Annotated in this window: 23 protein-coding genes; 10 read left to right on the top strand and 13 right to left on the bottom strand. The window is 72.7% G+C overall.

Annotation, left to right across the window (positions count from 1 at the left end):
- Positions 1–255 precede the first annotated feature (255 nt).
- Positions 256–1,317: an IS30 family transposase gene (locus Sm713_RS06895; RefSeq protein ID WP_374195966.1), complete on the top strand. Its 1,062-nt coding sequence runs from the start codon at positions 256–258 to the stop codon at positions 1,315–1,317.
- A gap of 126 nt (positions 1,318–1,443) precedes the next feature.
- Here Sm713_RS06895 and moeZ read toward each other — a convergent pair whose 3' ends face one another.
- The 7 genes from moeZ to Sm713_RS06860 form a co-directional block, all read right to left on the bottom strand.
- Positions 1,444–2,622 carry an adenylyltransferase/sulfurtransferase MoeZ gene (gene moeZ / locus Sm713_RS06890; RefSeq protein WP_212908763.1) on the bottom strand — a complete coding sequence of 393 codons (1,179 nt, stop codon included), beginning with the start codon at positions 2,620–2,622 and terminating at the stop codon, positions 1,444–1,446.
- Positions 2,623–2,783: 161 nt separating this feature from the next.
- Entirely contained in the window at positions 2,784–3,530 is a 747-nt protein-coding gene (locus Sm713_RS06885) for a spherulation-specific family 4 protein (protein WP_212908762.1), read from the bottom strand.
- On the bottom strand, positions 3,518–4,495 hold the full coding sequence (locus Sm713_RS06880) for an NAD(P)-dependent oxidoreductase (protein WP_212908761.1): 978 nt from the start codon (positions 4,493–4,495) through the stop codon (positions 3,518–3,520). The genes Sm713_RS06885 and Sm713_RS06880 overlap by 13 nt, the downstream gene beginning before the upstream one ends.
- A gap of 101 nt (positions 4,496–4,596) precedes the next feature.
- A complete protein-coding gene (locus Sm713_RS06875) occupies positions 4,597–5,901 on the bottom strand; it encodes a hypothetical protein (protein WP_249416143.1) in 1,305 nt (434 codons plus the stop codon).
- Positions 5,902–6,046: 145 nt separating this feature from the next.
- Positions 6,047–8,254, bottom strand: a complete 2,208-nt coding sequence (locus Sm713_RS06870; protein WP_249416142.1) for a DUF3492 domain-containing protein — start codon at positions 8,252–8,254, stop codon at positions 6,047–6,049.
- 315 nt (positions 8,255–8,569) lie between these two features.
- Positions 8,570–10,144: a DUF3152 domain-containing protein gene (locus Sm713_RS06865; protein WP_249416141.1), complete on the bottom strand. Its 1,575-nt coding sequence runs from the start codon at positions 10,142–10,144 to the stop codon at positions 8,570–8,572.
- Positions 10,145–10,152: 8 nt separating this feature from the next.
- On the bottom strand, positions 10,153–11,130 hold the full coding sequence (locus Sm713_RS06860; RefSeq protein WP_212908760.1) for an alpha/beta fold hydrolase: 978 nt from the start codon (positions 11,128–11,130) through the stop codon (positions 10,153–10,155).
- A gap of 328 nt (positions 11,131–11,458) precedes the next feature.
- Between Sm713_RS06860 and Sm713_RS06855 the strand changes: the two genes are divergently transcribed.
- The 4 genes from Sm713_RS06855 to Sm713_RS06840 all read left to right on the top strand — a co-directional run bounded on the left by Sm713_RS06855 (position 11,459) and on the right by Sm713_RS06840 (position 13,781).
- The gene (locus Sm713_RS06855) at positions 11,459–11,719 is read left to right on the top strand and encodes a hypothetical protein (protein WP_212908759.1); all 261 of its coding nucleotides are present in this window, start codon (positions 11,459–11,461) and stop codon (positions 11,717–11,719) included.
- 356 nt (positions 11,720–12,075) lie between these two features.
- On the top strand, positions 12,076–12,714 hold the full coding sequence (locus tag Sm713_RS06850; protein WP_212908758.1) for a TetR/AcrR family transcriptional regulator: 639 nt from the start codon (positions 12,076–12,078) through the stop codon (positions 12,712–12,714).
- Between the two features lie 233 nt (positions 12,715–12,947).
- The gene (locus Sm713_RS06845) at positions 12,948–13,175 is read left to right on the top strand and encodes a DUF3107 domain-containing protein (RefSeq protein ID WP_212908757.1); all 228 of its coding nucleotides are present in this window, start codon (positions 12,948–12,950) and stop codon (positions 13,173–13,175) included.
- Between the two features lie 342 nt (positions 13,176–13,517).
- Positions 13,518–13,781, top strand: coding sequence for a hypothetical protein (locus tag Sm713_RS06840; RefSeq protein WP_212908756.1), 264 nt, complete (start codon positions 13,518–13,520; stop codon positions 13,779–13,781).
- A gap of 199 nt (positions 13,782–13,980) precedes the next feature.
- On the opposite strand, the gene Sm713_RS06835 is transcribed toward Sm713_RS06840, so the two are convergent.
- Positions 13,981–14,754: a ferritin-like fold-containing protein gene (locus Sm713_RS06835; RefSeq protein ID WP_212908755.1), complete on the bottom strand. Its 774-nt coding sequence runs from the start codon at positions 14,752–14,754 to the stop codon at positions 13,981–13,983.
- A 491-nt stretch (positions 14,755–15,245) separates the two neighbouring features.
- On the opposite strand from Sm713_RS06835, the gene Sm713_RS06830 reads away from it, so the two are divergent.
- Together Sm713_RS06830 and Sm713_RS06825 are read left to right on the top strand one after the other, a co-directional pair.
- Positions 15,246–16,856 (top strand): DEAD/DEAH box helicase, encoded by a 1,611-nt coding sequence (locus tag Sm713_RS06830; protein ID WP_249416140.1) that lies wholly within the window; start codon positions 15,246–15,248, stop codon positions 16,854–16,856.
- Between the two features lie 330 nt (positions 16,857–17,186).
- Positions 17,187–18,044 carry an alpha/beta fold hydrolase gene (locus tag Sm713_RS06825; protein ID WP_212908754.1) on the top strand — a complete coding sequence of 286 codons (858 nt, stop codon included), beginning with the start codon at positions 17,187–17,189 and terminating at the stop codon, positions 18,042–18,044.
- A gap of 56 nt (positions 18,045–18,100) precedes the next feature.
- On the opposite strand, the gene Sm713_RS06820 is transcribed toward Sm713_RS06825, so the two are convergent.
- The gene (locus tag Sm713_RS06820; RefSeq protein WP_212911834.1) at positions 18,101–19,036 is read right to left on the bottom strand and encodes an NYN domain-containing protein; all 936 of its coding nucleotides are present in this window, start codon (positions 19,034–19,036) and stop codon (positions 18,101–18,103) included.
- 320 nt (positions 19,037–19,356) lie between these two features.
- On the opposite strand from Sm713_RS06820, the gene Sm713_RS06815 reads away from it, so the two are divergent.
- The gene (locus Sm713_RS06815) at positions 19,357–19,515 is read left to right on the top strand and encodes a hypothetical protein (RefSeq protein ID WP_212908753.1); all 159 of its coding nucleotides are present in this window, start codon (positions 19,357–19,359) and stop codon (positions 19,513–19,515) included.
- 180 nt (positions 19,516–19,695) lie between these two features.
- Here the strand turns inward: Sm713_RS06815 and Sm713_RS06810 are convergent, their stop codons facing one another.
- The 3 genes from Sm713_RS06810 to Sm713_RS06800 all read right to left on the bottom strand — a co-directional run bounded on the left by Sm713_RS06810 (position 19,696) and on the right by Sm713_RS06800 (position 22,402).
- On the bottom strand, positions 19,696–20,556 hold the full coding sequence (locus Sm713_RS06810; protein ID WP_212908752.1) for a PHP domain-containing protein: 861 nt from the start codon (positions 20,554–20,556) through the stop codon (positions 19,696–19,698).
- A 299-nt stretch (positions 20,557–20,855) separates the two neighbouring features.
- On the bottom strand, positions 20,856–21,506 hold the full coding sequence (locus tag Sm713_RS06805) for a DUF6758 family protein (protein WP_212908751.1): 651 nt from the start codon (positions 21,504–21,506) through the stop codon (positions 20,856–20,858).
- A gap of 218 nt (positions 21,507–21,724) precedes the next feature.
- On the bottom strand, positions 21,725–22,402 hold the full coding sequence (locus Sm713_RS06800) for a suppressor of fused domain protein (protein ID WP_212908750.1): 678 nt from the start codon (positions 22,400–22,402) through the stop codon (positions 21,725–21,727).
- A 634-nt stretch (positions 22,403–23,036) separates the two neighbouring features.
- Between Sm713_RS06800 and Sm713_RS06795 the strand changes: the two genes are divergently transcribed.
- Together Sm713_RS06795 and Sm713_RS06790 are read left to right on the top strand one after the other, a co-directional pair.
- On the top strand, positions 23,037–24,158 hold the full coding sequence (locus Sm713_RS06795; RefSeq protein ID WP_212908749.1) for a magnesium and cobalt transport protein CorA: 1,122 nt from the start codon (positions 23,037–23,039) through the stop codon (positions 24,156–24,158).
- Positions 24,159–24,343: 185 nt separating this feature from the next.
- Positions 24,344–24,859, top strand: a complete 516-nt coding sequence (locus Sm713_RS06790; protein WP_212908748.1) for a hypothetical protein — start codon at positions 24,344–24,346, stop codon at positions 24,857–24,859.
- Between the two features lie 102 nt (positions 24,860–24,961).
- Here the strand turns inward: Sm713_RS06790 and Sm713_RS06785 are convergent, their stop codons facing one another.
- Entirely contained in the window at positions 24,962–25,711 is a 750-nt protein-coding gene (locus Sm713_RS06785; protein WP_374195965.1) for a hypothetical protein, read from the bottom strand.
- Positions 25,712–26,191 lie beyond the last annotated feature (480 nt).

Genomic DNA, 26,191 nt, shown 5'->3' with positions numbered 1-26,191 from the left:
GCGCCCGGGTCGCGTCCGGGCGGGAACGGAAGCCCCGCCCCACGCCTTCGGTTCTAGTGGTCGTTGCAACACCCCAGTTCAAGGGGTGCGATGGGCTTCGAGATCCGTAGGGTTCGTACGGCTCAGGGGCCGGTGAAGCTTTGGGCCGAGCGGGAGGAATACTTCCGGCTCGTGCAGATGGGGCTGACCAACCGAGAGGCGAGCCGGCGTGTCGGTGTCCATGATCGGACCGGTCGTGAATGGCGTAACGGCCGGATGGATCCGAAGCGGCGGCGGGCTCCTGCTCTGGCAGAGCAGGAGCCCGAGCCTTCGTCGAGCAGGTACCTGCGGGAAGACGAGCGCATCCACATAGCCGACCGGCTGCGGGAGAAGGCCACGGTCCGCGCGATCGCCGCCGAGCTGGGCCGCAGCCCGTCCACGATCAGCCGGGAGATACGCCGCAACGGCACACCTGTGCGCGGTGACCTCACCCGGTGGGCCTACCGTCCCCACGCCGCTCAGCGCCGGGCCATCGCTCGCCGGCCCCGGCCCAAGCCCGGCAAGATCGGCCAGAACCCCGAGCTACGGGACTTCATCCAGGCCCACCTAGCCATGCGGTGGAGTCCTGAGCAGATCTGTCACGCTCTTCGCAGACGGTTTTCCGACCGGCCGGAGATGCACGTGGTCCACGAAACGATCTACCAGGCCCTCTACGTCCAGGGCCGCGGGGAACTGCGCCGTGAGCTGGCCCGAGCTCTGCGCACGGGACGGGCCCGGCGCAAGCCGCACCGCCAGGCCGCCGCCCGGCAACCGCGCTTCACCCACCCCATGGTCATGATCAGCGAGCGGCCCGCCGAAGCGGACGACCGCGCCGTACCCGGCCACTGGGAAGGCGACCTGATCATCGGCAAGGACGGTGCCTCCGCCATCGGCACCCTGGTCGAACGGGCCACCCGCTACGTCATGCTCGTCCACCTGCCGACCGGCCGCAGCGCCGAGCACGTCAACACCGCCCTGCAGACCACCGTCCAGACCCTGCCCCGACACCTGATCAAGTCCCTGACCTGGGACCAAGGCTCCGAGATGGCCGCCCACCACGCCTTCACCCTGGCCACCGACATCCCCGTCTACTTCTGCGACCCCGCCAGCCCCTGGCAGCGCGGCTCCAACGAGAACACCAACGGCCTGCTGCGGCAGTACTTCCCCAAAGGCACCAACCTGGCCGCCCACAGCCGCGAGCACCTGGACACCGTCGCCGCCGAACTCAACAGCCGCCCACGCAAAACACTCGACTGGCAAACCCCAGCCGAACGCCTGCATAAACTGCTCACGACCTGAACAACCAACCACGTGTTGCAACGACCCCTGGAATCCGCCCGCACGGAAGGGGACGCCCCCTGAACGCAGAACGGCGCGCCCCGCGGGAGACCACCCGCGAGACGCGCCGGGGCGCTGCGAAGCCGCTCAGTACACGGGCTTCTCCGGCTCGATCTGGTTGACCCAGCCGATCACTCCGCCGCCGACGTGCACGGCGTCGGCGAAGCCCGCGGACTTCAGCACCGCGAGGACTTCCGCACTGCGGACACCCGTCTTGCAATGCAAGACGATCTTCTTGTCCTGCGGCAGCGAACCCAGGGCGCTGCCCATCAGGAACTCGTTCTTCGGGATCAGCTTGGCGCCCGGGATCGAGACGATCTCGTACTCGTTCGGCTCGCGGACGTCGATGATCTCGATGTTCTCGCCGTCGTCGATCCACTCCTTGAGCTGCTTGGGAGTGATCGTCGAGCCGGCGGCCGCCTCCTGGGCCTCCTCGGACACGACGCCGCAGAAGGCCTCGTAGTCGATGAGCTCGGTGACGGTCGGGTTCTTGCCGCAGACGGCGCAGTCGGGGTCCTTGCGGACCTTGACCTGGCGGTACTGCATCTCCAGGGCGTCGTAGATCATCAGACGGCCGACGAGGGGCTCGCCGATGCCCGTGAGGACCTTGATGGCCTCGTTGACCTGGATGGAGCCGATGGACGCGCAGAGCACGCCCAGCACCCCGCCCTCGGCGCAGGACGGCACCATGCCGGGGGGCGGCGGCTCCGGGTAGAGGCAGCGGTAGCACGGCCCGTGCTCGGACCAGAAGACCGAGGCCTGGCCGTCGAAGCGGTAGATCGAACCCCAGACGTACGGCTTGTTCAGCAGCACGCAGGCGTCGTTGACCAGATAGCGGGTGGCGAAGTTGTCCGTGCCGTCCACGATCAGGTCGTACTGCTCGAAGATCTCCATCACGTTGGAGGAGTCGAGGCGCTCCTCGTGCAGGACGACCTTCGTGTAGGGGTTGATGCCCTCGACGGAGTCCCGGGCGGACGCCGCCTTGGACCGGCCGATGTCGGCCTGGCTGTGGATGATCTGCCGCTGGAGGTTGGACTCGTCGACCTCGTCGAACTCGACGATGCCGAGCGTGCCCACGCCCGCCGCGGCGAGGTACATCAGGGCCGGCGAGCCGAGGCCGCCGGCGCCGACACAGAGCACCTTCGCGTTCTTCAGCCGTTTCTGCCCGTCCATGCCCACATCGGGGATGATCAGGTGACGGGAGTACCTGCGGACCTCGTCTACGGTGAGCTCATCTGCTGGCTCTACCAAGGGTGGCAACGACACGGAGACCTCGTTCGGGGCTGGTCGGGCGTATCGGTCGTCGATACTTCGGCTTCAGTGCTTCATCGCTTCACTGCTGCCGTGCCGCAATGAAGTCCCCTGCCCCGCCGCTGCGGCCGGAGCCGGGGAAATTGTCATATCCGACAACAGTGCCACGCCCCGGTTCATTCCGAGACACCCCGTCCGATCAACGAGACGAGATCGTCCCAGTACCCGGGCATCGCCTCCCAGGGCGACGCACCGCCCCTGAGCTGGGTGCGATCGGTGAAGAACACCGTGGCCGCGCCCTGCCAGCGCGCGATGCGCAGCGCCTCCTCCAGGTGCCCGCGCGGGATGCCGTGCACGAAGTGGCAGAACTTGCCCGCCGGATAGGCGGCGGTCCACTCCGCGGCCTGCGACCACCGGTAGTCCCCCCAGGAACCCGCGAACGTCACCAGCTGGTCGGCGATCCCCGCATAGCCGGGATCGGGGTGCCTGCCGTGCAGGAGGACGAGGTGCGCACCGGGCACCAGGGCCCGCAGCGCGCCCGCGAGGCGCCGCACGGCGGGCAGCGCGCCGGGCTCCGCGGGGCAGCGGTCCAGCAGGAAGCCCCCGACGCGGTACCAGTCGGCGTAGCGGTGCACGTCGCGGATGAGCTCCGCGAAGGGCCGGGTACCCCGGGCCAGGTCGAGGTGGCCCAGCACCGTGGCACCGGTGTTCCTGAGCCGGCCCGCGGCGGCCAGGCAGTGCGGGTCGGGCTGGATGCCGGGCCCGTTCGACACGTTGAGGGCGGCCCAGTGCAGCGGGATCCCGGGACGGGTCAGCTCCGCCCACTCCACGGGGGCCACCAGGGGGTGCGCGTAGCCGGGGACGCCGACGCCGACCGCGACGGCGCTCGTGGTGGCGCCCGCGGGCCGGGTCAGATACGGCATGCCGCCTCCATCCAGATGTCGGCGAGGGACTCCTCCAGACTGATCCGGGGCCGCCAGCCGAGCCGGTCGCGGGCGGTACGCACGTCCGCCTGCTGCCAGCTGCCGCAGCCGTCGGGGTACGGGAAGGTGGGCGGCAGGGGGTGGTCGTGCTCGGTGCGGGGATGGCCGATGATGGGCCGCACGGGGCCGGCTCCCGGGTGGCCGTGCCCGTGGCCGTCCAGTTCGTGGAGGGCACCGCCGTAGCCGGCGACGCGGGCGAGCACGGCGGCGGCGTCGCGCAGCCGTACCGCGCGGCCGGAGCCGATGTTGATGACGCCCTGCGCCGCGGAGAGGGAGGCGGCGTGGACGGCTCGGGCGATGTCGCGGACGTCGACGAAGTCCCGCTGCACGCCGAGGCCGCCGAGTTTCAGCTCGCCGTCCCCGGACTGCATGGCACGGCGCATGGCCTCGGCGAGCCGGCCGAGCGGGGAGCCCGCGGGGGTGCCGGGGCCGGTGGGCGAGAAGACCCGCAGCACGACCGCGTCCAGGCCCGATCCGAGCACCAGCTCCGTCGCGGCGAGTTTGCTCACGCCGTAGGGGCCGCCGGGGCGGGGCACGGCGTCCTCGGCCGTCGAGGAGCCCTGCTGGCTGGGGCCGTACTCGGCGCCGCAGCCGAGCTGGACGAGACGCGCTCCGCAGCCGCTGCGGCGCAGGGCCTCGCAGACGGTGGCCACGGACACGGTGTTGTGCCGGATGAGGTCGCGCGCGCCGCCGCGGGTGGCGCCGGCGCAGTTGACGACGACGCCGGGGTGGACGGCGTCGAGGAAGCGGGTGAGCGCGCCGGGGCTGCCGCTGGCGAGGTCGAACCGTACGTCCGCGTCGTCGCCGCGGCCGAGTGCGGTGAGCTGGACGGCGGGGTCGGCGAGCAGCCGGTCCGCGACGAACCGGCCGAGGTATCCGCCCGCTCCGATCAACAGCACCCTCATAGGGCGACCCTCCGGTGCGGCTCTCGGGTGAGGGTGGTGGTCATCTGCTGTTCTCCTTCAGGGGTGGTGCGGTGATCGTGGGGGGAAGCCCGCGGTGTCGGTCACGCGGGGTCCGTCGGGGTGTGGGCCGAGGCCCGGGTGAGGGTGCTGCCGGCGTGCGCGAGCAGCACCAGGGCCGCGGTGCCGCAGGCCACGGCTGGCACCGCGCCGGGCCCGGCCACGGCGACCGCCCGGGCGACGGGGACGGCCAGCGGGGCGCAGCCGGGCAGCCGGGCCGCGAGGACGGCGGCGAGCGCGAGGGCTTCCGCGGCCCCGGCGGCGGCGAGCAGCAGTGCGGGGGCGCGGGTGAAGCCGTGCACCATGAGCAGCCGGGCCAGCATCAGCAGCACGCCCAGGGCGCCCGCGCCGGCAAGGCCGGGGTGCTGGTGGAGGACCGTGGCGGTCGCGGTGAGGAGCAGAGCGAGGGCGCACGCGTACAGGGCGAGTACCGCCAGCAGCAGGGGCCGCGCGCGGGCCGTGAACTCCGCCAGGTCACGGCTGCGGCCCACCCGCCGGGTGGCTCCGGCGGCGAAGAGGCGCGCGCAGCAGGCCGCCGGCAGGACGGCGAGCGCCAGGGCGAGGACGGCCGCGGTGGCAGCCGGCTCGCCGACGGGCGGCAGCCGCCATGCTTCGGGCACGGGTGCGCCGCTCGCGAGCGCGGCGAGTGCGCCGGGCAGCGTCCGCGCTGCCGCGTCCACGTCGGGCGCGCCCGCCAGGAGGGTGCGGAGCAGGGCGTCGCCCAGGAGGGCGTAGGCGAGAAGGAGGCAGGTCCACGCGCGCGTGGACCACCGGACACGGTGCCCGGTGCGCAGCGGCCCGCGGCGGAGCGCGACCCGCAGGGCGAACGCCATGGCGAGGGCGCCGGCGGCCGCCACGGCGAGCTCCGGCCGGCCGCCGGTCCGCCGGAGCGCGGCGAGGGTGAGCGCGCAAGCCGCCGCGGGGAGCAGCGCCGCGGTCAGCCAGGCCGCGTAGGTGGCGGTGGTGCGGAGCCACGCGGGGGGTACCCAGGGGGGCCGGCGCTCGGATCGCGTGCCGAGCGCGGACGGGTCCCGGAGCGCCGGGTCCGTCTCGGTGTCGCGTGCCACGCGCGCGTACATCTCCTCCGCGAGCGAGAAGACGTCCCGGTGCCGGTAGCGCGCGGCCATGCGGTCGGTGATCCCGGCCGCCTCCAGCCCGGCGGCGAGCTCCAGGGGGTCGACGGCACGCTCGCAGAGCTCCCGGTGCCGTTGCAGCAGTGCCTTCACCGGGTCGCCCGTGCCCCGCCGCGCCCACGTGCCCCGCACCTGAGCGGGCGCCGGCGCGAGCGCCGGCGCGAGCGCGGAACCGGGTGTCGGAGCGGCACCACGGACACGGGACTCGGGGCTCATCGTGCGGCCTCCCCCGGTGCGGTGCAGCACGCGCGCATGGGCGCACGGGCCACCGGCGGCAGCGCTCCGGCCGGGTGCACCGGCACCGTGGCGACCACCACCACCGCCGCCGGCCGGCGCCTTGCACGTGTCCCAAGCCCCCTGGTCACCGGGCTGCCCTCCGCGCCGCGCCGGCTTCCGCACGCGGGCGCCCGGGCAGGGCCGGCTCCGCCCGGGGCGCGGTCCGGCGGCGCGCGGCCTCGGCGCGCACCGTCCCCTCCTCCAGCGCCTCCGCGCGCGCGGCGCCTACCCGGGCCGCCTGCACGCGGGCGGCCGCGGCCCTGCCGGCCTCCGCCGGGACCGGTGCCTCCGGGGCCGATGCCTCCGGAGGCGAGCCGGCGGGCGGAGCCGGAGTCAGGGATGAGGCCGGGGCCGTGGACGAGTCGTGGGACGGAGCAGGGACGGGGGACGAAGCCGTCGACGCGCGGCGCTCAGGCTCTCCGCCCTCCTCCGGCTCACCGCCTTCCAACGGCTCGATGGAGTCGGCCGGTCCACGCGCCCAGCTCGGCCGGTGCGGGGTGGGCCCCTGTGGCGTCCTCGTGAGCGCTCTCCTCGGCCAGTCGGCCGGGATGTGGGCCTCGGCAGGGACGGCGAACGGGCGGGAGCGGGCCGGGACGCCGGCGGCGCTGAGCCGCGGTGCCGGGCACTGGGCGGCGATGTCGAGGTAGATGCCGTCGAATGCGAGAACGTTCTGTTCGGCGCTGAAGAGTTCGAGCGCCCGCGCACGCGCCGCGGCGCCCAGCAGGGCGCGCCGGGAGGGGTTGCGCAGCAGCGAGACGCACGCCTCGGCGAACGCCCGGGGGTTGCGCGGGGGCACGACCAGGCCCGTTCCGCCGATGGCTTCGACGACCGCGCCGACGTCCGTGGAGACCGTGGCGCTCCCCGCGAACATCGCCTCCACCAGGCCGACCGGGAAGCCCTCCACCACGCTGGGCAGGACCACGACGCTGCCCGCGGCGTAGACCTGGGCGCGGTGCGCCGGGCCCGGTCCCGCGGGCTCCTCGAAGGACACCGGGTTCTCGCCGGCCGTGTGCCGGTCCTCGGCCTCGTCGGGGAAGAGCTGGGCGGCGAGCGCCTTGCAGTGGGCGGCGTACTCCGCGGCGCCCGGCTCCGGGGCGGGCCCGCCGATGATCCTCAGCCGCGCGCCCGGTTCGGCCCTGCGGATGTCGGAGAAGGCGTGCAGCAGGGAGACCAGGTCCTTGCCGGGCTCGATGTGCCCGACCCAGACCAGCGTGCCGGGCTCCCCCGCGTCACCACTCTCCCCCACCTCGGCGAACGGCGAGGCGTCGATGCCCGGGTGCACGGTGCGCAGCTTGGCCCGCTGCGCACCGCACCGCTCCTGCCAGCGGCGTACATGGGCGTTGCCCGGGGTGATGCAGGCGGCCTGCCGGTAGGCCTCGACGGCCAGCCGGCCGTGGAACGCGGCTCCCAGGGCGCGCACCGGGGCGCTGGCGCCGGGCGCGGCGAGGTACTGGTCGCGCAGCGCCACCTCGTACTCGGTCAGCAGCAGGGGGACGCCCGCGAGGTACCGGGCCAGCAGGCCGGGCAGCACGGCGGCTCCCCCCGAGGCGGCATGGCAGATGTCGACACCACCCAGGTCGCGGTCTCCGTACCAGTCGAACGAGAGGGGTCTCAGCACCCGCTCGATGTCGCCGACGACAGCAAGGAGGTCGGTCACGCGCGCCGTGCGAGCCGGGCGCAGTGCGCCGGGTGTGCGGCAGGCGCGCTCCAGGGCGCGGACGGCGAGGTCGGAGCGGAGCAGCTCGGCAGGGGCTCCCTCGTCACGGGCGAATGCGGCGAGGCCGTAGAGGGCACCGGCGAAACGGTCCGCCTCGGCTCCCGCGGCATCGCCCCCGGCACCGCACCCCGCCTCGGGCGGCCCCGCCGCCCCGGCTGCGCGCCACGGGGCCGCGCCCGGAGCGGAGCCGTCACCCCGGGCCGCCGCCCGGTCGGCGCCGGCACGCGCGGCGGAGCCTTGTGCGCCGCTCTCCCCTGGGACGGCGGCTCCGGACGGACCGGCCGCGCACACGGCAGCGGCCAGCTCCGCGTAGTACTCGGCGAACCTGCGCCGCGCCCGGCGGCCGTGCCGGGGAGTGGGGAGCGCTTCCGGCGGGGACCACGCAGGGGCGGTGCGCACCCGGTCGACGTTGCCGGGCAGGCGGAACCGGCCGGCGTCCTCCTGCCGGGCCGTACGGCTGAGCGCGTAGACGTCGAACTCGTGCTGACCGAGCCCGCGCACCAGCCGGTCGCACCAGAGCCCGGTGGTACCGCGCACATACGGATAGCCGCCCTCCGTAACCATTCCGATACGCACGGATACACCCCCGATCTTCCTCCTGCTGAGCCGCCATCGGTTCTACGGCTCACGGCGCGACGAACGGTATGCGGACAAGCCGGTGGCGCGATGGACGGTTGTCCATCGCGCCATCAGAAGGGGTGAATGCGCGTAACCTTCCGGCGCGAACGGCGTTCCGCCGTAATAACCGGCACTGCGGGAGCGCGGCGGGCCATGCGGGCAACGCCTGATCAGCGAGGCGGAGCCGCCCTCCCCGGGCCCGCGGCCCGCCGCCGTGTACGGCCGTCACACCCGCGGGCCGTCACTCGCGCGAGCCATCACACGCCCGACCCGTCACGCGTCAGGGAACGGCCACGCGTTCGGCTTGCAGGTGATCCCGTCGTAGGTGAGGAACTTCGTCTGCTGCTGCATCACCGGCGCCAGCGAGCCGTTCTTCGTGCAGACCACGTGGTTGAAGCCCAGCCGGTGGCCGACCTCGTGGTTGATCAGCATCTGGCGGTAGGGGTGGATGGCGTTGCCGTACGTCTTGGCGCCCTGGGCCCACCGGTAGGCGTTGATCATCACCCGATCGGTGGACGCGCTGTCGCAGGAGACGTTGTCCTCCGTGGTGTCCAGGCCCGACTTGGCGCACCAGGCCGCGGTCGTCCCCGGGCTGGCGAGGGTGATGACGAAGTCCGGCTCCCCGGAGGAGACGCGCTCGAAGGTGCGGCCGCCGTCATGTGCCCAGCTGCGGTTGTCGTTCAGGGTCTTCTGGACGGCCTGCGCGAAGAGCTCCCCGTCCAGGCCGAGGCCCTTCTCGACGTCGACCCGGTAGCGGAAGAGCTCGCCCTTGCCGGAGGCCTTGGCGAAGCCCATCACGGCGTCGAACTTCCCCGAGGCCGTCGTCTTCGGGCCCAACGGGTACTTCTTGCCCATCTTCTGGTCGTACGTCAGCGGGGCGGGCGCCGGGGCGGGGCGGGCCGTGCTGTGGCGCTGCCTGGAGCGGGACGGGGCGCCGCCCCCGGCACGCTGCTCGCCGGCCGACTGCGCGGTCGCGGAGCCGTCGTGCCGCCCCTCGGTGACCTGTCCCGCCACGACCATGGCGAGGACGGTGGTGACCGCGGCCGCCGCGACACCGGCGAGCGTCCGCCCCTTGCCCGCCTTGGCCTTGGGCGGCTCGTCCTCGCCGTCCGCGCCGCCGGCCCGGCCGGGGCCGGCGGACGGGGACGCGGTGGGTACCGGGTCGTCGCCCGACCGGCTTCCCGGGTGGGCGACCAGGGTCTTGGAAGCGGCGGTCTCGGTACCGGACGTCCCGCGGGGGGTGGCGGCATTCACATCGTCATCATTGCCATGGTCCGGAGCGTGTTCATCGTCGAACGCGTCGATGTACTCCTGACGGGGGCCCGGCGCCGGAGGCCCCGGAATGTCGGTGCCGACGATCCGCGAGGCCGGTCCCCGGCGGCGGCTCTCCGCTGGTCCGGGCGGTATGCCGCCCGCCCTGGACGCCCTTGCGGCCGCCCCCGTCAGGCCCGGGAAGGAGCCCGTGCCGTACGTCGGACTACTGGCCGTCCGGGCGTCGCCCGGACGGCCCCCGAAGAGGTCCCCCGGTCGCTGCGGCGATTCGAGAGGGGCCGCGTCGGACGCACCCCAGCCGCCGCCCGGCTCCCTGTGCTCCGGATGCCCGCCCCTGACCTGTCCCGGACCTCGCCGCGCGGCGCCGGGGACCTCGGGACGAGGCGTCCCGCGCGCGGGAGTGCCGTCCGAGGGCACCTGGGGGATGCCGTGCTGGGGGGTGTCCCGGGGATCGGGGTCGAACCGCTCGGGGCCGTCGGAACGCCCGCGCCGACCGGACGTGGGCTCGCCCGGGACCACCGGCATGCCGCCGGTGTCGCCGCTGTCTGCCGGTCCTCGGCGGCTGTGCCGTCCCACGCCTCGCTTCAGCTCCCCAATCCGCCACGCTCATCGGTGTCCGCGAGGAATTCTCTTACGGCCCGCGCGACCGTGTGCGGGTACTCCATCATTGCGACATGCCCGGCATCGGGCAGCGTCAACAGCCGTGAATCACGGAACGCCCGCGCCGCCTTGCCCGCCATACGGTACGCCACCAGCTGATCTCTGCCCCCATAGATCAGCAAGGTCGGAGCGAGCACCCGCTCGGCCTGTCGCCACAGGCCGTGCTGGCCTCCCAGGGTGTAGGCGTCGACGATGCCGCGGGCCGAACGCGTCATCGCGTCCCAGAAGTAGGGCAGCTCCAGTCTGCGCTCCAGCTCCTGCACCGCGGCGTCGAACGCCTCCGGCTTCACTCGTGAGGGGTCTCCGTAGCAGAGCTCCATGACGCCGCGGACCCGCTGCTCGGGGGACCAGTCCCGGCTGAGCCAGCGGAACATGCGGCTCACGCCGGGCAGGGCGATCAGGGCGGTCGGCACGGCGCCGCGCTGCACGCGCACCTCGGGCAGCGCGGGCGAGACCAGCGTCAGCGTGCGGACGAGGTCCGGGCGGAGGGCGGCGACGCGGGTGGTGACCGAGCCGCCCATGGAGTTGCCGAAGAGGTGCACGGGGCCGCGGCCCTGGGACTCCAGGTAGCGGATCACGGCGCGGGCGTGGCCGGTGACCGAGTAGTTCCCGTCGTCCGGCGGGGGTGAGTCGCCGAAGCCGGGCAGGTCGATGGCCTCGGCGTCCAGCACCCCGGCCATGACGGACATGAGGGCGGACCAGTTCTGCGAGGAGCCGCCGAGGCCGTGTACGAAGAGGGCGGGCGGCAGGCCGTCGGTCGCGGGCGGCCGGGAGCGCACCGCGAGGGTGATCCCGGCCAGGCCGACCGAGCGCATCCGTTCGCCCTCGGCGGCCGGGCCCACGACGGGAGCGGCGGTGGCGGCGGCGGTAGCGGTCGCGGAAGGCAGCTCGGTCGAAGACATACCGCAATGTTACGAGACGATCACACGCAGGCTCGTGTGTTCGCCGTCACAGACAGGCATGGCATTGCGGAAGGGCTTCTCCTACGCTCGTAGGGAAGCACCGTACGACCCGGAGGAACGGGCCGTACGCCACCGTGCGGAGGCGGATCCGGTTGCCACGAGGCGCCGCGACGGGCGGCCCCGGGCGAGCCCGTGGAACACACTCGGCCTCTGCTCCGCATCATCGGCGAGTTGTGCGGGCACCCGCTCACAACAGGACACCGACAACGACACGCAGTACTGCACGCGCGCACAAGCGAGCGCGTTCGCCCGCCGGGGAAGAGGAGAGATGACACTCAATCCAACCGACCCCGAGATCTTCGACGACGACATCCACGACATCGGCGACACCGACATCGGCGAGCGCGAGGACGCCGAGCCCGGCGAGGTCTCCCCGGAGGCCCCCGAGGCGGATACCGCGGAGCAGTACGCCGGCCTCGTACCGTCGGAGGACTTCCCGCCACCGGAGGGCGTCCCGCCCGACGTCAACGAGGCCGACCTGGCGGAGCAGGCCCGGGTCGTCGATCTCGACGAGGACGACTACCGCTGACGCGCGCGCGGAAGCCGCACGGTTCCCCGAGACGGACAGCAGGTGCCGGCCCGGGACCCGCCACGACCCGGCGACACGGAGCGTGCGAAACTGGTTTGCGGAGCGTCACGGGCAGCGCGGGCCCGGGGGCCGGCAACCAGGGGCGATCTTCGCCACAGAGCGGCCACAGGTCCTCCACAGAAACCGACTGAGAGCGCTTACGGGCGGTTTGACCTGCCCGTGTTTGACGGTCTCTATAGGGATTTCACAGCTGTCCGGTCCATGAAATTCTGCGCTCGCACCGCGCACACCACAGTTACCGAAAAGTACGATGGCAACGTGGCGCACACGGCGCTTGGACGAATTTGGGAGGCGGCGTGACAGCCATCGAGCAGACAGAGGCGGCTCGCCCGCGGGGCACCCGCCTACCGCGCCGCGCGCGGCGCAACCAGCTGCTGGGCGCCGCGCAGGAGGTCTTCGTCGCCCAGGGATACCACGCGGCCGCGATGGACGACATCGCCGAGCGCGCGGGCGTCAGCAAGCCGGTGCTCTACCAGCACTTCCCGGGCAAGCTCGACCTCTACCTTGCGCTCCTCGACCAGCACTGCGACGCCCTGCTGGAGTCGGTGCGGGCGGCTCTGGGATCGACGAACGACAACAAGCAGCGGGTGGCGGCCACCATGGACGCCTACTTCGCGTACGTGGAGGACGAGGGCGGCGCGTTCCGCCTGGTCTTCGAGTCCGACCTGACGAACGAGCCCGCCGTGCGCGAGCGCGTGGACCGGGTCAGCCTCCAGTGCGCCGAGGCGATCTCCGAGGTGATCGCGGAGGACACCGGCCTGTCCACCGACGAGTCCATGCTGCTCGCCGTGGGCCTGGGCGGGGTCTCGCAGGTGGTCGCGCGCTACTGGCTGTCGAGCGAGAGCAGCATGCCCCGCGACAAGGCGGTGCAGTTGCTGACGTCCCTGGCGTGGCGCGGCATCGCGGGCTTCCCCCTGCACAACGAACACCACTGAGGGTCGTCCGACGCCCGCCGCGGGCGTCCTCCCCCGAGCCGCACGCCCGTTCCACTCCGGCGTACGTCCGTCCCCGCCGGCCGTACGGGACCGTCATGCCCCGCTGATTTGTTCCCGTTCGCTGTTCGCTACCGGCGTGCCAGGCCGGGGGCTACCGCCTCCCGCGCCGGGCTAGTGTGTGCTGGTACGGCGCGGACGGCCGCGCACATCATCGACCGTCGGAAGGACAAGCGGTGGAGGTCAAGATCGGCGTGCAGTACGCGCCCCGCGAGATCGTTCTGGAGAGCGGCCAGACCGCCGAGGAGGTCGAGAACGCGGTGGCCGAGGCGCTGGCCGGCAAGGCGCAGCTCCTGAGCCTCAAGGACGAACACGGCCGCAAGATCCTGGTCCCGGCCGACCGCCTCGCCTACGTGGAGATCGGCGAGCCGACCACGCGCAAGGTGGGCTTCAGCGCGCTGTGAGCCGAGGGCGCGGTCGGCGTGCCCTCCGCGCCCAGCGCGTGCTCTCTCCGCGTCCGCCTCCCGACTCGCGACCGGCTCGCGCCCACCGCGCTGCGGTCCCACGCCCCGGGGGCCCGGCGGAGCCTCACACGCGCGGCGCGCCTCGGCTACGACGGCGTCCCACGCCCCTTACAGACCAACAGGAACGGCCCGGCGGTCCCAACCGCCGGGCCGTTCCGCCGTGTTGACATCCGTTGACAGCGGTACCACGCGTTCCGCACAGGAGGGTTGCGTTTCACGGCCCTGGGGTAGATCGGCTAGGACGAAATGCACCTGGCCGCAACCAAGGTGAAAGGACGACGGATGCTCTTGGAAGCACTCGCCTCCGGACTTCTCGGCCTCGCCCTGGCCTGGGCAGCCGCCCAGCGTCTGCCGCACCGCCTGCCGTCCCGCCATCTCGTGCTGTCGACCGGCACGGCAGGCGGACTCTTCGGAGCGTTCGTGACGCACTCGGCGCTCGGGTCGGGACACGTGGTGGTCACCCTCATCGGTGCCATCGCCGTCGCCTCCGCCTCGCTCTCGCTCCTGCTGCGCACCGGCCGGCTGCGCCCCTCCGCCTCGGCGTAGGGAGCCAGGCGGCCCGAGGCCAGGGGCCCGACCGGGCACCAGCACCACCGACCCGAACCGACGCACCGGCCCGATCGACGCGACCGATCCGGCCGCCACCACGATCCGGCCGCAGCCACGATCCCCACGATCCGGCCACCACGACGACACGCACGATCCGGCCGGTACCCGCGAAACCGGCCGGGTCGGCGGATCCGTCCTACGCCGCGAGTCCCAGCGCCGCCATCCGCTTGGTGTGCGCCTCGGTGATACGCGAGAACATCCGGCCGACCTCCGCGAGGTCGAACCCGTCCGAGATACCGCCGACCAGCATCGTCGAGAGCGCGTCGCGGTCCGCGACCACCCGCTGCGACTGCGACAGGGCCTCGCCCATCAGCCGCCGGCCCCACAGCGCCAGCCGCCCGCCGACACGGGGCTCCGACTCGATCGCCGCACGCACCTTCTCCACGGCGAAGCTGGCGTGCCCGGTGTCGTCGAGCACCGCGAGGACCAGCGAGCGGGTGTCCGTGTCGAGCCGGGCCGCGACCTCGCGGTAGAAGTCGCTGGCGATCGAGTCGCCGACATACGCCTTGACCAGGCCCTCCAGCCAGTCCGACGGCGCGGTCTGGCGGTGGAAGCCGTCCAGCGCCGCGACGAACGGCTCCATGGCCTCGGTGGGCTCCGCGCCGATCGCCGACAGACGGTCCCTGAGCTGCTCGAAGTGCTGGAACTCCGCCGACGCCATCTTCGCCAGCGCGGCCTTGTCGGCGAGGGTCGGCGCGAGCTTCGCGTCCTCGGCCAGGCGCTCGAACGCCGCCAGCTCCCCGTAGGCGAGCGCACCGAGCAGGTCCACGACGGCGGCGCGGTACTGCGGGTCGGCCGAGGCGCTGTCCCAGGTCTGGGCGGCGACCGGGGTGGATTCTTCGGTGGCACCCGCGGGCTCGGGCGCGTCAGAGGGGGTCTCGGGGTGCTCGGACGTCGTCATAGGCCGCACAATAGCCCGCTCGCCGGAAGGCGGAAGGTCCTGCTCAAGCACTGTGATAACGGCGACGTGCCGCATTCGGCCATGGCGCATGCGGCATTCCGGGGTATGGTGTATGCAGCCCGCGGTGGAATCCGCGGGCGAAACAGTATCCGCAGCATGGGGATGCGCACAGAACGAGGATGCCCGGTCGGTGGCCCGATCGGCTCCGACCAGACAGCCCTCCGGGCCGGCCGCCACGCGGTGGACGGCAGAGGAGGGGCCCTCAGCGGTACGAGCGCTAGAGCGTCGGCAGTGGTCCCGTGTCACCCGGCCAGCCTCGTAGGCGGCCGACGGTTGTACGGCACGGTCACGACCCCCAGCGTTCGCCTCGCACCGCTTCTCACAGAAGAGGCAGCACCCTGATTACCAAGCACAATACTTTCCGAGAGCTCGGGATCCTCCCCGAGACCGCCGAGGCCCTCGAAGCCGTCGGCATCATCAATCCCTTTCCGATCCAGGAGATGACGCTCCCGGTCGCCCTCTCCGGCACCGACGTCATCGGCCAGGCCAAGACCGGCACCGGCAAGACGCTCGGCTTCGGCCTTCCGCTGCTGGAGAGCGTCACCGTCCCCGTCGACGTGGAGGCGGGCCGGGCGCAGCCCGAGCAGCTCACCGACGCCCCGCAGGCCCTCGTCGTCGTCCCCACCCGCGAGCTGTGCACCCAGGTCACCAACGACCTCCTGACCGCGGGCAAGGTGCGCAACGTCCGCGTCCTCGCGATCTACGGCGGCCGCGCCTACGAGCCGCAGGTCGAGGCCCTCAAGAAGGGCGTCGACGTGGTCGTCGGCACCCCCGGCCGGCTGCTCGACCTGGCCGGCCAGAAGAAGCTGAACCTCAAGCACATCAAGTGCCTGGTGCTCGACGAGGCCGACGAGATGCTCGACCTGGGCTTCCTGCCCGACGTCGAGAAGATCATCGACATGCTGCCGGCGCGCCGCCAGACCATGCTCTTCTCGGCGACCATGCCCGGCGCGGTGATCGGCCTCGCCCGCCGCTACATGTCCCAGCCCACGCACATCCGCGCATCCGAGCCCGACGACGTCGGTGCCACCGTCGCCAGCACCGAGCAGCACGTCTACCGGGCGCACTCCATGGACAAGCCGGAGATGGTGGCCCGGATCCTGCAGGCCGAGGGCCGCGGGCTCGCCATGATCTTCTGTCGCACCAAGCGGACGGCCGCGGACATCGCCGAGCAGCTCCAGCGCCGCGGCTTCGCGGCCGGGGCGGTCCACGGCGACCTCGGGCAGGGCGCCCGCGAGCAGGCGCTGCGCGCGTTCCGCAACGGCAAGGTGGACGTCCTCGTCTGCACCGACGTCGCCGCCCGCGGCATCGACGTCGAAGGCGTCACGCATGTGATCAACTACCAGTGCCCCGAGGAAGAGAAGACCTACCTGCACCGGATCGGCCGCACCGGCCGTGCGGGCGCCTCCGGGACGGCGATCACGCTCGTCGACTGGGACGACATCCCTCGCTGGCAGCTGATCAACAAGGCTCTCGACCTCTCGCTCAGCGATCCGGTCGAGACGTACTCCACGTCCCCGCACCTCTACGAGGAGCTCGGCATCGCCGAGGGCACCAAGGGAGTACTGCCCCGCGCCGAGCGCACCCGCGCCGGGCTCGAAGCCGAAGAGGTCGAGGACCTCGGCGAGACCGGTGGGCGTGGGGCGCGCGGCAAGGCGCGGGGGCAGCGCAATGAGCGTGAGCAGGAACGCGAGCGGCCGGCGCGGGCGCCGCGTCGGCGCCGTCGTACTCGGGCGGGTACGCCCCTGGAGGCGGACGGCTCCGGCGCGGAAGTCTCTGGCGCGGGCGCCGGCTCCGATGCGTCCATCGCCGACGCGGGTGCGACTCCGATCGCCGAGCGGGCGCGTACGCCGCGGCGCAGGCGCCGGACGCGTGCGGGTGCGCCCGCCGCGGCGCCGCTCGCGTCCGCCGAGGGCGCTTCCGGTGAGGTCGTCGCCGCGGCTGCGCCGGCTGAGAGTGCCGCGCCCGCGGAGGAGGGCAAGCCGCGGCGGCGGCGTACTCGCAGCAGGGTTCAGGTTGCCGAGCGGGCTCCGGAGCCTACCGAGGGCTGAGCCCTTCGGCCGCCCGCTTAGGGTTTCCCCCGCCTCCTCAGGGGCGGGGGCGGCCCGTTGTCGAGGCGCTGTGCGCGGCCTGGCGGGTGCCCCTTCCGGTTCGTGATGGGGTGACCGCGCCGTCGTGGCTCCTCGCGCAGTTCCCCGCGCCCCTGATCAGCGCGCTTCGCGCCCCCAACCTCCTACCGCGCCGTCGTCACTTCCCGCGCAGTTCCCCGCGCCCCTGATAGGGCACTGCCTGAACGGCGCGGGAGGTGAGCCCTGTGCCTGCGCCTCCGCACCCCGTACGCGCCCTGCGCGCCCTGGGCTCGCGGGGATACGCTCATGGCCATGAGCAGGCCCTCCACTTTCACGCCCCCGCCCGGGGCCCGCGCGTACCCGCTGCGTACCGGGCGTGGTGACTTCGCGGTGATCGACGCGCCCGCGCCGACCGCGTCCGCCAAGGGGACCGTGTTGCTGCTGCCCGGGTTCACCGGCAGCAAGGAGGACTTCATCGCGCTGCACGAGCCGCTAGCCGCCGCCGGCTACCGCAGCATTGCCGTCGACGGCAGGGGCCAGTACGAGTCGAAGGGGCCCGAGGAAGACGAGGCCCCGTACGCGCAGGACGAGCTCGCGCGTGACGTGCTGGCTCAGGTCGACGCCATCGGCGAGCCGGTCCACCTGCTGGGACACTCCCTGGGCGGCCTGATCTCCCGCGCCGCGGTGCTGCGGGACCCGGAGCCGTTCCGCTCGCTCACCCTCGTCGCCTGCGGGGCCGGCGCGATATCCGAGCCCCAGCAGCACCGCGTCAAGCTGTTGCGGGACCTCCTCGCGGTGCAGTCCATGGCCGAAGCATGGGAGACCATCCAGCGCCTGGAACCCCCCGAGGAGCTGGACGTCGACGGCGTCGCCGGGACCCCCGGAGTGCTGCGCCGCCGCTGGCTCCAGAACAGTCCCGCCCAGCTCATCGCCACCGGCCGCCAGCTCTGCGGCGAACCGGACCGCACGGACCAGCTGGCCGCCGTCGACCTTCCCAAGCACGTGCTCTCGGGCGAGCGCGACCACGCCTGGCCGGTGCCCGACCTGGACCGCATGGCCCACCGCCTCGGCGCCCACCGCAGCATCGTCCCCGGCACCGAGCACTCCCCCAACACGGAGCGCCCCGAGGAGATGGCCGCGGCCCTGGTGGCGTTCTGGGACGGCTGCTGACCGGAAGCCCGCCGCCCGCAGGCAGCGCCGAGGGCGTACTGCCCGCTCGCGCACGCTCAGAACTGCGCGCGCAGGTGCTCCCAGAAGCCGTCCCGCAGCGCACGGCGCAGGTCCGACTGGCCGCGCAACGAGTACTGGAGCAGCCCTTCGGCCTCCACCAGCAGGTCCTGGTCGACCGAGCCGGGCAGGTAGGGGTGGCCGGGCAGCAGGTCGGCGAGCGCCTCGTGGCCGCGCGAGCTCAGCCAGGTCGCCGCGATCCGGGCACCCACGAACCAGACGTCCTCCCGGCTCGGCCGCGGCCCGCCCGAGCCGTCCGCGGGCACGACCGCCCGCCGGGTCACGTACGGCTTGAAGAAGTCGAGGTCGAAGGTGCGCTGGCTGTCGACCTCCCAGAGCAGGGGCTCCGCCTGGTTGCGGCCCTCCGGCGCCTCGATGCCCCACAGGTGCACCCGGGCCCCGTAGCCCTGCGCGGCCTCCACGGCGGAGACCAGGTCCTCGTCACCGCCGATCAGCGCGGCGTCGCTGATGGCGCGGTGCCTGGCCAGCGACTCCAGGTCGGACCTGATCAGGGAGTCGACGCCCTTCTGCTGGTTGTTGGCGTTCAGGTTGCCCAGCCTGACCTTGACGTCCGGCAGCTCCGCGATGGACTGCTGCTCGGCGGTGTGGATACGCCGCCGGGCGCCGTCGTACCAGTAGACCCGCAGCAGCCGGCTGTCCGCGAAGATCGTGCGGGCCCTGTCGATCAGCGCGTCGATCAGGCCCTCCGCGTCGAGGTCGAAGTGGCGGCGGTCCTCCGTCCCGGCGACGAGCCGCCCCGCGGCGGCGTAGAGGTACCCGGCGTCGACGAAGATCGCGTGGGTGGACGGCGTCTTCGCCACCTCGGCGAGCACGCGTTCGAGCAGCGCGTTGGTCCGGTCCAGCCGCGCCTCCAGCGCCGCCGTCGCCGCGGAGTCCGGCGCCGTCGCGGCACCCCTCGCCGTCTCGGGTCCCATCGGTTCGTCGTTCATACCCAACCCATTGTCCGGGCCCCTGCACAGGGCGCACAAGCCAGGGTGGTCGGCCCGGGGGACCTCGTTACCCCAGGGAACCCATGGCCCGCGTTAGTAATTAGATACTCGAATAATTTCTTTAGTGTAGGGAATGAGTGCATGGGACAAAGCGTTGTACACCTACGGATGGCAGGGCACGCTAGTCACGCAATCCAGACTTAACGGACGGGAAACCGCCCAGCTCCACCCGTGGGCAACACTTTGCCCTATCTCGTACCAGAAGTTCTCCATCAGGAGGATCACCCAGACGAAGGGAGAAGCCCGTGCGCTTCGAGATCATGCGCCTGGACGACGTCGACGGCACCGCCGTGGACAGCACCGTGGTCGAGGCCGACTCTGTCGACCGGATAGTTCAGCAGGCGGCTGCCACCGGGCAGCGCCTCTACATCCGGCCCGCCGAATCTCCCGCCGCAACCTCGTAACGCTCACCGCGCCACTCGATCAGACCCCCGCACGCACACGGCGTGCGGGGGTCCGCGCGTTACGGGGCGGCGGGTTCCGAGCGGCGCGCGCACCCTCAGGCGTCTCAAGGCGCCCTGAGACGCGCGTGCGCCCTGAAACCGGGCTGAGGGGGCTGAGGCACGTCGTGCGCGCCGCACGCCCTACGGGCGCGACGCAGCCGGCCGCGCCCCCGTGGCCCTGCGGACGATCTCCTCGTAGACCTCGGGCGCCGTCCGGTGCTCGCCGAGGACGCAGGTCTTCCGGCTGCCGTGGTAGTCGCTGGAGCCGGTGGCCAGCAGCCCCAGATCGCCGGCGAGGCCGCGCAGCCGTTCGCGGTCGGCCTCGTCGTGGTCCATGTGATCGACCTCCAGGCCGTCGAGACCGGCCTCCGCCAGCTTCGCGATCGACTCGTCCGGCACCGTCAGCCCCCGTTTGGCGGCGCGCGGGTGCGCGAAGACGGTGACGCCTCCGGCGGCCTTGACCAGCCGGATCGCCTCGAACGGGTCGGTCTCGTGCTTCGCGACGTGGGCGCGGCCGCCGTCGGCCAGCCAGTCCTGCGTGAAGGCGTCCGAGACCGTGGCCACGACACCGTGCTCGACCAGCGCCTCGGCGATGTGCGGCCGTCCCACCGAGCCCTCGCCGGCGATGCGCGCCACCTGCTCCCAGGTGACCGGTACCCCGAGCCCCTGGAGCTTCTCGATGATCGCGTGCGCGCGGGGGGTGCGGTCGTCGCGCACCAGCTCCCGCTCGGCCAGCAGCTCCGGCTCCTGCGGGTCGAACAGGTACGCCAGCATGTGCATGCTCACGCCGTCCAGGCGGCAGGAGAGCTCGGCACCCGTGACGAGCGCCAGCCGCCGGTCCAGGCCGGTGAGCGCCGCCACGGCCTCGGCGTGGCCCCGTGTGGTGTCGTGGTCGGTGAGCGCGACGACGTCGAGCCCGCAGGACGCGGCCTTGCGCACCAGCTCGGCCGGGCTGTCCGTGCCGTCGGAGGCGGTGGAGTGGGTGTGCAGGTCGATGAGCACGACGGCGCTCCGGCTCTGACGGGGTCACGGGCCCCTGAAGGATAACGACCGGGCGCGGCGGCGCCGACCGGCGTCCAGGTGAGGCGGCGTTCAGGAGGCGTTCAGGAGGACCGGCCGCCCGTCTCGGGAGGCTCCGCCAGGGCCAGGGAGGCCCCGCCCGGGTCTGGCGAGGCTCCGCCCCCGTCGGGGGAGGCTCCGCCAGGATCTGGAGATGCCCCCTGCCAGGGGCGTCAGAGATGGCCCGCCAGGGGCGTCGGGATAGCCCACCCAGGGTCGTCGGGGATAGGCCGCCAGGGTCGTCAGAGCCTGTCGGGCGCCAGTATTCGGGGGCTGAGGGCCCCGCACGGCAGGAGGTCGACCTCGGCGCCCGCGTCCCGCAGGTCGGTCAGCACCATCTCGTCGTACATCAGCAGGCTCGACTGCTCCGGCCAGACGACCGCCCACAGCCAGAGCCCGCAGGCCTCGCCCGCGAAGACGGCGCGGTCCTGCGGGGAGCCGGAGACGAGCCAGAGCGGAGTGGGCCTGCCCGCCGCCAGGACCTTCGCCTGCGGCGGCTTGTCGACCTCCAGGTAGCTGCCCGGGTCCGGGCCGCGAATCCCCGCGTACCGTGCGCCGAGCCCCACGCCCAGCTCCTCGGCGACGATCACCATCTCACCGACGCCTCCGAGCGGTCCGGGTCCCGAGCAGGCCACAGCGGTGGCCCGGCCGCCGCTCCTGTCGTCGCCCGCGCAGGCCACACCCGTGAAGAGCCAGCCGACCGGGAGGGGCCAGGGCATCCACACGGGCACCTGGGCGCGGTGCACCACCACGCTCAGGGCCTCGACGCTCGGCGGGATCACGGGCTGCAGCGGATGGACCGTGCCGTGCACATCGCACTGCCAGGCATCGGCGAAGAGTCCGGGAGCCCGTACCCTGCCACCGCACTTCGGGCAACTGGGTTCGCCCCTCATACCCGTCAACGGTCCTCTCCGGCCGTCGCCGCGTCAAGGACGATCAACCGAATGACCACTCGTCCGGTGGTGCGATGACCAGGCAATGTACATGTCGTACGCATCTATCGCGCCTGCCGACGCGCCGGCCGGCCTGTTGGGTGCGTAGGGCAATCACTCCGGACGTGGTAGACCACCCGGGCCCCACCCGCCACGTACCCCTCACCCCCTCAGCCCGGTCAGTCCAGCCGCACGGCCCCGCGCAGCGGATCGCGCAGGTCCGTTCCGTTGCCGAGCCAGCGCTCCTGGAGGGCCCCCGCGCCGTGTACCCGCTTCCAGGCGGCCTCGGTCCCCGTCATGGGCAGCAGCGGCAAGAACCGCACGGGGTCCAGCGGAGGGGCCAGTTCCAGGTCCTCGACCAGGCCGCCCGGCTCGGCCACCAGCACCGAGCTGAACCGGGCCCCGGGCCACAGGGGCTCCCCCACGTCCAGCGAGCCGCCGGGCGCCACGACCACGCCCTCCACCTGCGGCGAGGCCGCCAGCACGGCGAGCGGCCTGAGCACCTTGTCGGTGTCCGCGACGCCTGCCCGCACCGACAGCACCAGCTCCGCGCGCGGCCCCCGCACCGGGTCGGCGACCGCTGCCGTGGGATCCGTCATCGGCTGGGCGGACATGCCCAGTGTGGCGTAGCGCACGATGCCCGGGCCCGCCGTCGCCGTCCGGCCTCCCGCCGGCGCACCGCCGCCCGTTGACCCCGTGTGAGGTTCGGCACCCTCACCAGGGTCGCCCTCGGCATGGAATCGCAGCACCTCGATGCGGTCGGTGCCCACGAACGTCACCGCCGCGCGCGCGTCGGGCTCCCCCAGGGCCGCCACCAGGCGGGCCTCCACCAGCGCCAGAAGATCAGCCGTTGCCATGGCGCGAGCATAGGCAGGCGCCCGACCCACCGGCCCGACCGGGCGGCGCCCAGGTCGAAGTCCCCCGGACCGGAACCGGAACCGGGACGGCCGCCACCGGCGTCGCACGTATGCAGAACGTACGAAAGGCAGCATCGGATGTATGCAAAACGCCAAAGCGGGTCTTGACACCTCCACCGGCTGATAAACTCAGTCGGTGGTCGGGGCAGCACGCAGAAGCGTCGCTTCCAGCCCCGACGCTGTGGACATCCCTCACGGGGGACCGGCCGGAGGAGGTGGGACTGCAATGGACCGAAGTCGACCGTGCAGTATCACCCGCTCTTCCGACCGCTGAGTTGTGTGGCTGCCCAGTACGGCAGCCCGCCCCCCTGCGCAAGCGTCATGATCATCTGGCGCGCCACGGAAGAGCGCTTCGTGCCCGATCGATCCCTGTGATCACCCGATCCTTGTGATCGCCTCCGTCTGCATCAGCAGCAAAGCTGCCTACACGACGGTGCGGTGCTCCCCGCTTTGTGGACGTGCCAAACTCTCTCCGGTGCAAAAACCTCCGGCGGGAGGCTGACATCACTCCGGACGTCCTCATTCCGGGTAGTTCCGGCCCTCGTAGGCAGCCCGCCCACGAAGGAGCCTGCCCATGTCGATGATCCGCGACCTGCGTGCCGCCGTCCGTCCCTCGATCCGCAAGGACGGCAGCCCCTACAGCGCGTTCGACACCGCCCCTGAGTCCCGAGTCCCGTCGTGCGTCGTGGACTGCGCCGTCTACCACGAGGGCCACCGCGTGGAGTCCTCCGAGACCCTGACGCCGCACCAGGCCATGCTGCACGTGCGCAGCCGCGGCGGATTCGCCTGGATCGGCCTGCACGAGCCGACCGAGGAGGAGTTCGCCGGCATCGCCCGCGAGTTCGGACTGCACCCGCTCGCCGTGGAGGACGCCGTCCACGCCCACCAGCGCCCGAAGCTGGAGCGCTACGACGACACCCTGTTCACCGTCTTCAAGACGATCCACTACGTGGAGCACGCCGAACTCACCGCCACCAGCGAGGTCGTGGAGACCGGCGAGGTGATGTGCTTCACCGGCCAGGACTTCTTCATCACCGTCCGGCACGGCGGCCAGGGCTCCCTGCGCGCGCTGCGGCACCGGTTGCAGGAGGAGCCCGAGCTGCTGGCCAAGGGCCCCTCGGCGGTGCTGCACACCATCGCCGACCACGTCGTCGACGGGTACCTGGCCGTCGCCGACGCCATGCAGGACGACATCGACCTGGTGGAGACCGAGGTGTTCTCCGCGCCCAGGAAGGGCCGGGGCACCTCGCGCGGTGTCGACGCCGGCCGGATCTACCAGCTCAAGCGGGAGGTGCTGGAGTTCAAGCGCGCGGTGGCACCGCTGGCGCGTCCCATGCAGCTGCTGAGCGAGCGGCCGATGCGGCTGGTCGACCCGGACATCCAGAAGTACTTCCGCGACGTCGCCGACCACCTCGCGCGCGTCCAGGAGCAGGTCGTCGGCTTCGACGAGCTGCTGAACTCCATCCTCCAGGCCAACCTGGCCCAGGCCTCGGTCGCGCAGAACGAGGACATGCGCAAGATCACGTCCTGGGCGGCGATCATCGCGGTGCCGACGATGGTCTGCGGTGTGTACGGCATGAACTTCGACCACATGCCGGAGCTGCACTGGCGGTTCGGCTACCCGGTGATCATGGGCATCACGGTCGCCATCTGCTACGGCATCCACCGGACGCTGAAGCGGAACGGCTGGCTCTGAGCCGTTGGCGGCTCTCCCTCCCCATCGGGCACCGTGCTTCCGGCGGGGACACCCCACTACCGGCGGGAAGGGTGCAGGACACCCCAGTCGGGGACACCGCAGGATCCCTGGGCACCGCAGGACACCGCACTGCTCGGTGGCCCTGCGGTGTCCCCGCCTGAGCGCGTCTCACTAGGCTGGAGCGCATGACAAGCGAGCTGCTCGGCCGGGCCCTCGTCGAGGAGGCCACGAAGAAGTCGGGGCTGATCTGGGTGCGGGGCACCGCGGGCACCCAGGCGCTGTGGCACGTCTGGCACGACGGCGCCGTGCACCTCGTCGGCGACGGCCCCGGTGAGCAGCCGCTTCCCGGGCTCGCCGACGGCGGCGAGGCACGGGTGACGGTGCGCAGCAAGGACAAGGGCGGCCGGCTGGTCGCCTGGAGCGCCCGGGTCACCGAGCTGGCGCCCGGGTCCGACGCCTGGCGGGTCGCGGCCGGCGACCTCAAGACCAAGCGGCTCAACGCACCCGACGGGGAGGCGGTGACCGAGCGGTGGGCCCGCGAGTGCCGCCTCCTGCGGCTGGACCCGGTCTCGGTGACCACGGAGTTCCCGGCGGAGTCCCAGGCCGCGCCGCCCCCGCCCACGCCCGCGGTCACCCGCGACGCGGTGCCCGCGGGGCTGCCGAAGTTGCTGCTGCGGCGGCTCGGGCGCCGCAAGAAGTGATGTCCGCGCGGCGGCGGCCGATGCCGTAGGACCCGTCCCGGGCCCTCGCATGCCGTACCGCGCCGGATCCGCCCCCGCGCGCCCGATGAGAGGCCCTGGCCGTCAGGACGTGGGGAGCTTGCCGTAGTCCACGGTGTCGTTCTTCGCCGGCTCCCGAACGGTGAACTCCTTGTCCCAGTCCGTGAACTTCAGGGAGCCCGCGCCGCCGGCGCGCTCCAGGCGGACCGGGCACGGGTGGCCGTCCAGGGAGACCTTGAGCGTGCCGCCGTCGCCGCCGTCCCCGGAGATCGCCACCGTGCGTATGCCGTCCGTCGTGCCGTGGTCGCCCTTGCCCAGCTTGCCGTGCAGCGCGAGCACCCCGTCCAGCAGGACACGCTTGTCCGTGAACCCGCTGAGCTGCTGGTAGGCGGGGTCCCCCTTGGGCACCCGCACGTACTTGCCGCTGAGCTTCGTGGCGACCCCGGAGGCCGAGTCCCCCTTGCCGCCCTTTCCCTGCCAGAAGGACGACCCCGCCTTGAGGTAGAGGTGGTCCCCGACCCGCAGGAGCTGGAGCACGCCGTCCTTGGTGGTGACCGAGCCCATGCCGCCGTTCGCCGTCAGCCGCATGTCCAGCTTGTACGTGCCGCCCTTGCTGAGCAGCGTGCCCGACAGCCGCACCGTCTTGGCGGCCTCCGCGGCCTTGCGGGTGTCGTTCTGGATCTTCTGCGGGGACAGCTTCCCCTCCCCGTTGGTACCGGCGTCCGGGTCCCCGCCGCACCCCGCGAGCCCCACCCCCGCCAGGGCCACTGCCGCCCCCACCGCGACCGCCCTCACCGATACGGATCGACGTGCACGGCGCAGGGAAATGGGCATCACGGCGAGGGCTGCCTCTCGTCCGAAGTGGTCAGGGGCGCCGCCGTCGGCCATCGACGCGGCTCACGCGTCCGGCGGCAGTACCGCAGCGTACCCGTGCCCGATGTGCGCGACGGCCGGAGTCCCACGCCGCCGCCCGCCCGTCCCGGTGCACCGCCCACCGAGGCATACCCGACCGGGACGGACTAGCCTGAACCGCATATTGCCGGATTGAAACGACGCGACGGACCCACTCGTACCCCGGCCCCGCCACGAACACCGGATCGCCACTCCCACCACGAGCACAGGACCTCCGGCCCCCTCACGAGTACGGGATCGCCGACCCCACCGCGAGCACGGGACCGCCGGCCGCACCACGAGCACGGACCGCCGTGCCCGTCCCCAGGAAGCACCAACCGGCCGCCGCCACCGAGGAGCACCGGAACCAGCCGACGCCACGCACGACCCACGCTCGACCCACGCACGACCAAGGAGGCGCGG

The organism is Streptomyces sp. TS71-3 (genome assembly GCF_018327685.1).
In the GTDB taxonomy this organism is placed as follows: Bacteria; Actinomycetota; Actinomycetes; order Streptomycetales; family Streptomycetaceae; genus Streptomyces.
Note: the sequence above shows the minus strand (reverse complement) of the source record. Positions and strands in the feature narration are given on the sequence as shown.

Coding starts and splice junctions, on each gene's coding strand:
- Sm713_RS06895 (WP_374195966.1), top strand. CDS start 256: ATGGATCCGAAGCGGCGGCGGGCTCCTGCTCTGGCAGAGCAGGAGCCC.
- Sm713_RS06885 (WP_212908762.1), bottom strand. CDS start 3,530: ATGCCGTATCTGACCCGGCCCGCGGGCGCCACCACGAGCGCCGTCGCG.
- Sm713_RS06880 (WP_212908761.1), bottom strand. CDS start 4,495: ATGAGGGTGCTGTTGATCGGAGCGGGCGGATACCTCGGCCGGTTCGTC.
- Sm713_RS06875 (WP_249416143.1), bottom strand. CDS start 5,901: ATGAGCCCCGAGTCCCGTGTCCGTGGTGCCGCTCCGACACCCGGTTCC.
- Sm713_RS06860 (WP_212908760.1), bottom strand. CDS start 11,130: ATGTCTTCGACCGAGCTGCCTTCCGCGACCGCTACCGCCGCCGCCACC.
- Sm713_RS06855 (WP_212908759.1), top strand. CDS start 11,459: ATGACACTCAATCCAACCGACCCCGAGATCTTCGACGACGACATCCAC.
- Sm713_RS06840 (WP_212908756.1), top strand. CDS start 13,518: ATGCTCTTGGAAGCACTCGCCTCCGGACTTCTCGGCCTCGCCCTGGCC.
- Sm713_RS06830 (WP_249416140.1), top strand. CDS start 15,246: ATGACGCTCCCGGTCGCCCTCTCCGGCACCGACGTCATCGGCCAGGCC.
- Sm713_RS06825 (WP_212908754.1), top strand. CDS start 17,187: ATGAGCAGGCCCTCCACTTTCACGCCCCCGCCCGGGGCCCGCGCGTAC.
- Sm713_RS06820 (WP_212911834.1), bottom strand. CDS start 19,036: ATGGGACCCGAGACGGCGAGGGGTGCCGCGACGGCGCCGGACTCCGCG.
- Sm713_RS06805 (WP_212908751.1), bottom strand. CDS start 21,506: ATGAGGGGCGAACCCAGTTGCCCGAAGTGCGGTGGCAGGGTACGGGCT.
- Sm713_RS06800 (WP_212908750.1), bottom strand. CDS start 22,402: ATGGCAACGGCTGATCTTCTGGCGCTGGTGGAGGCCCGCCTGGTGGCG.
- Sm713_RS06795 (WP_212908749.1), top strand. CDS start 23,037: ATGTCGATGATCCGCGACCTGCGTGCCGCCGTCCGTCCCTCGATCCGC.
- Sm713_RS06790 (WP_212908748.1), top strand. CDS start 24,344: ATGACAAGCGAGCTGCTCGGCCGGGCCCTCGTCGAGGAGGCCACGAAG.
- Sm713_RS06785 (WP_374195965.1), bottom strand. CDS start 25,711: ATGCCCATTTCCCTGCGCCGTGCACGTCGATCCGTATCGGTGAGGGCG.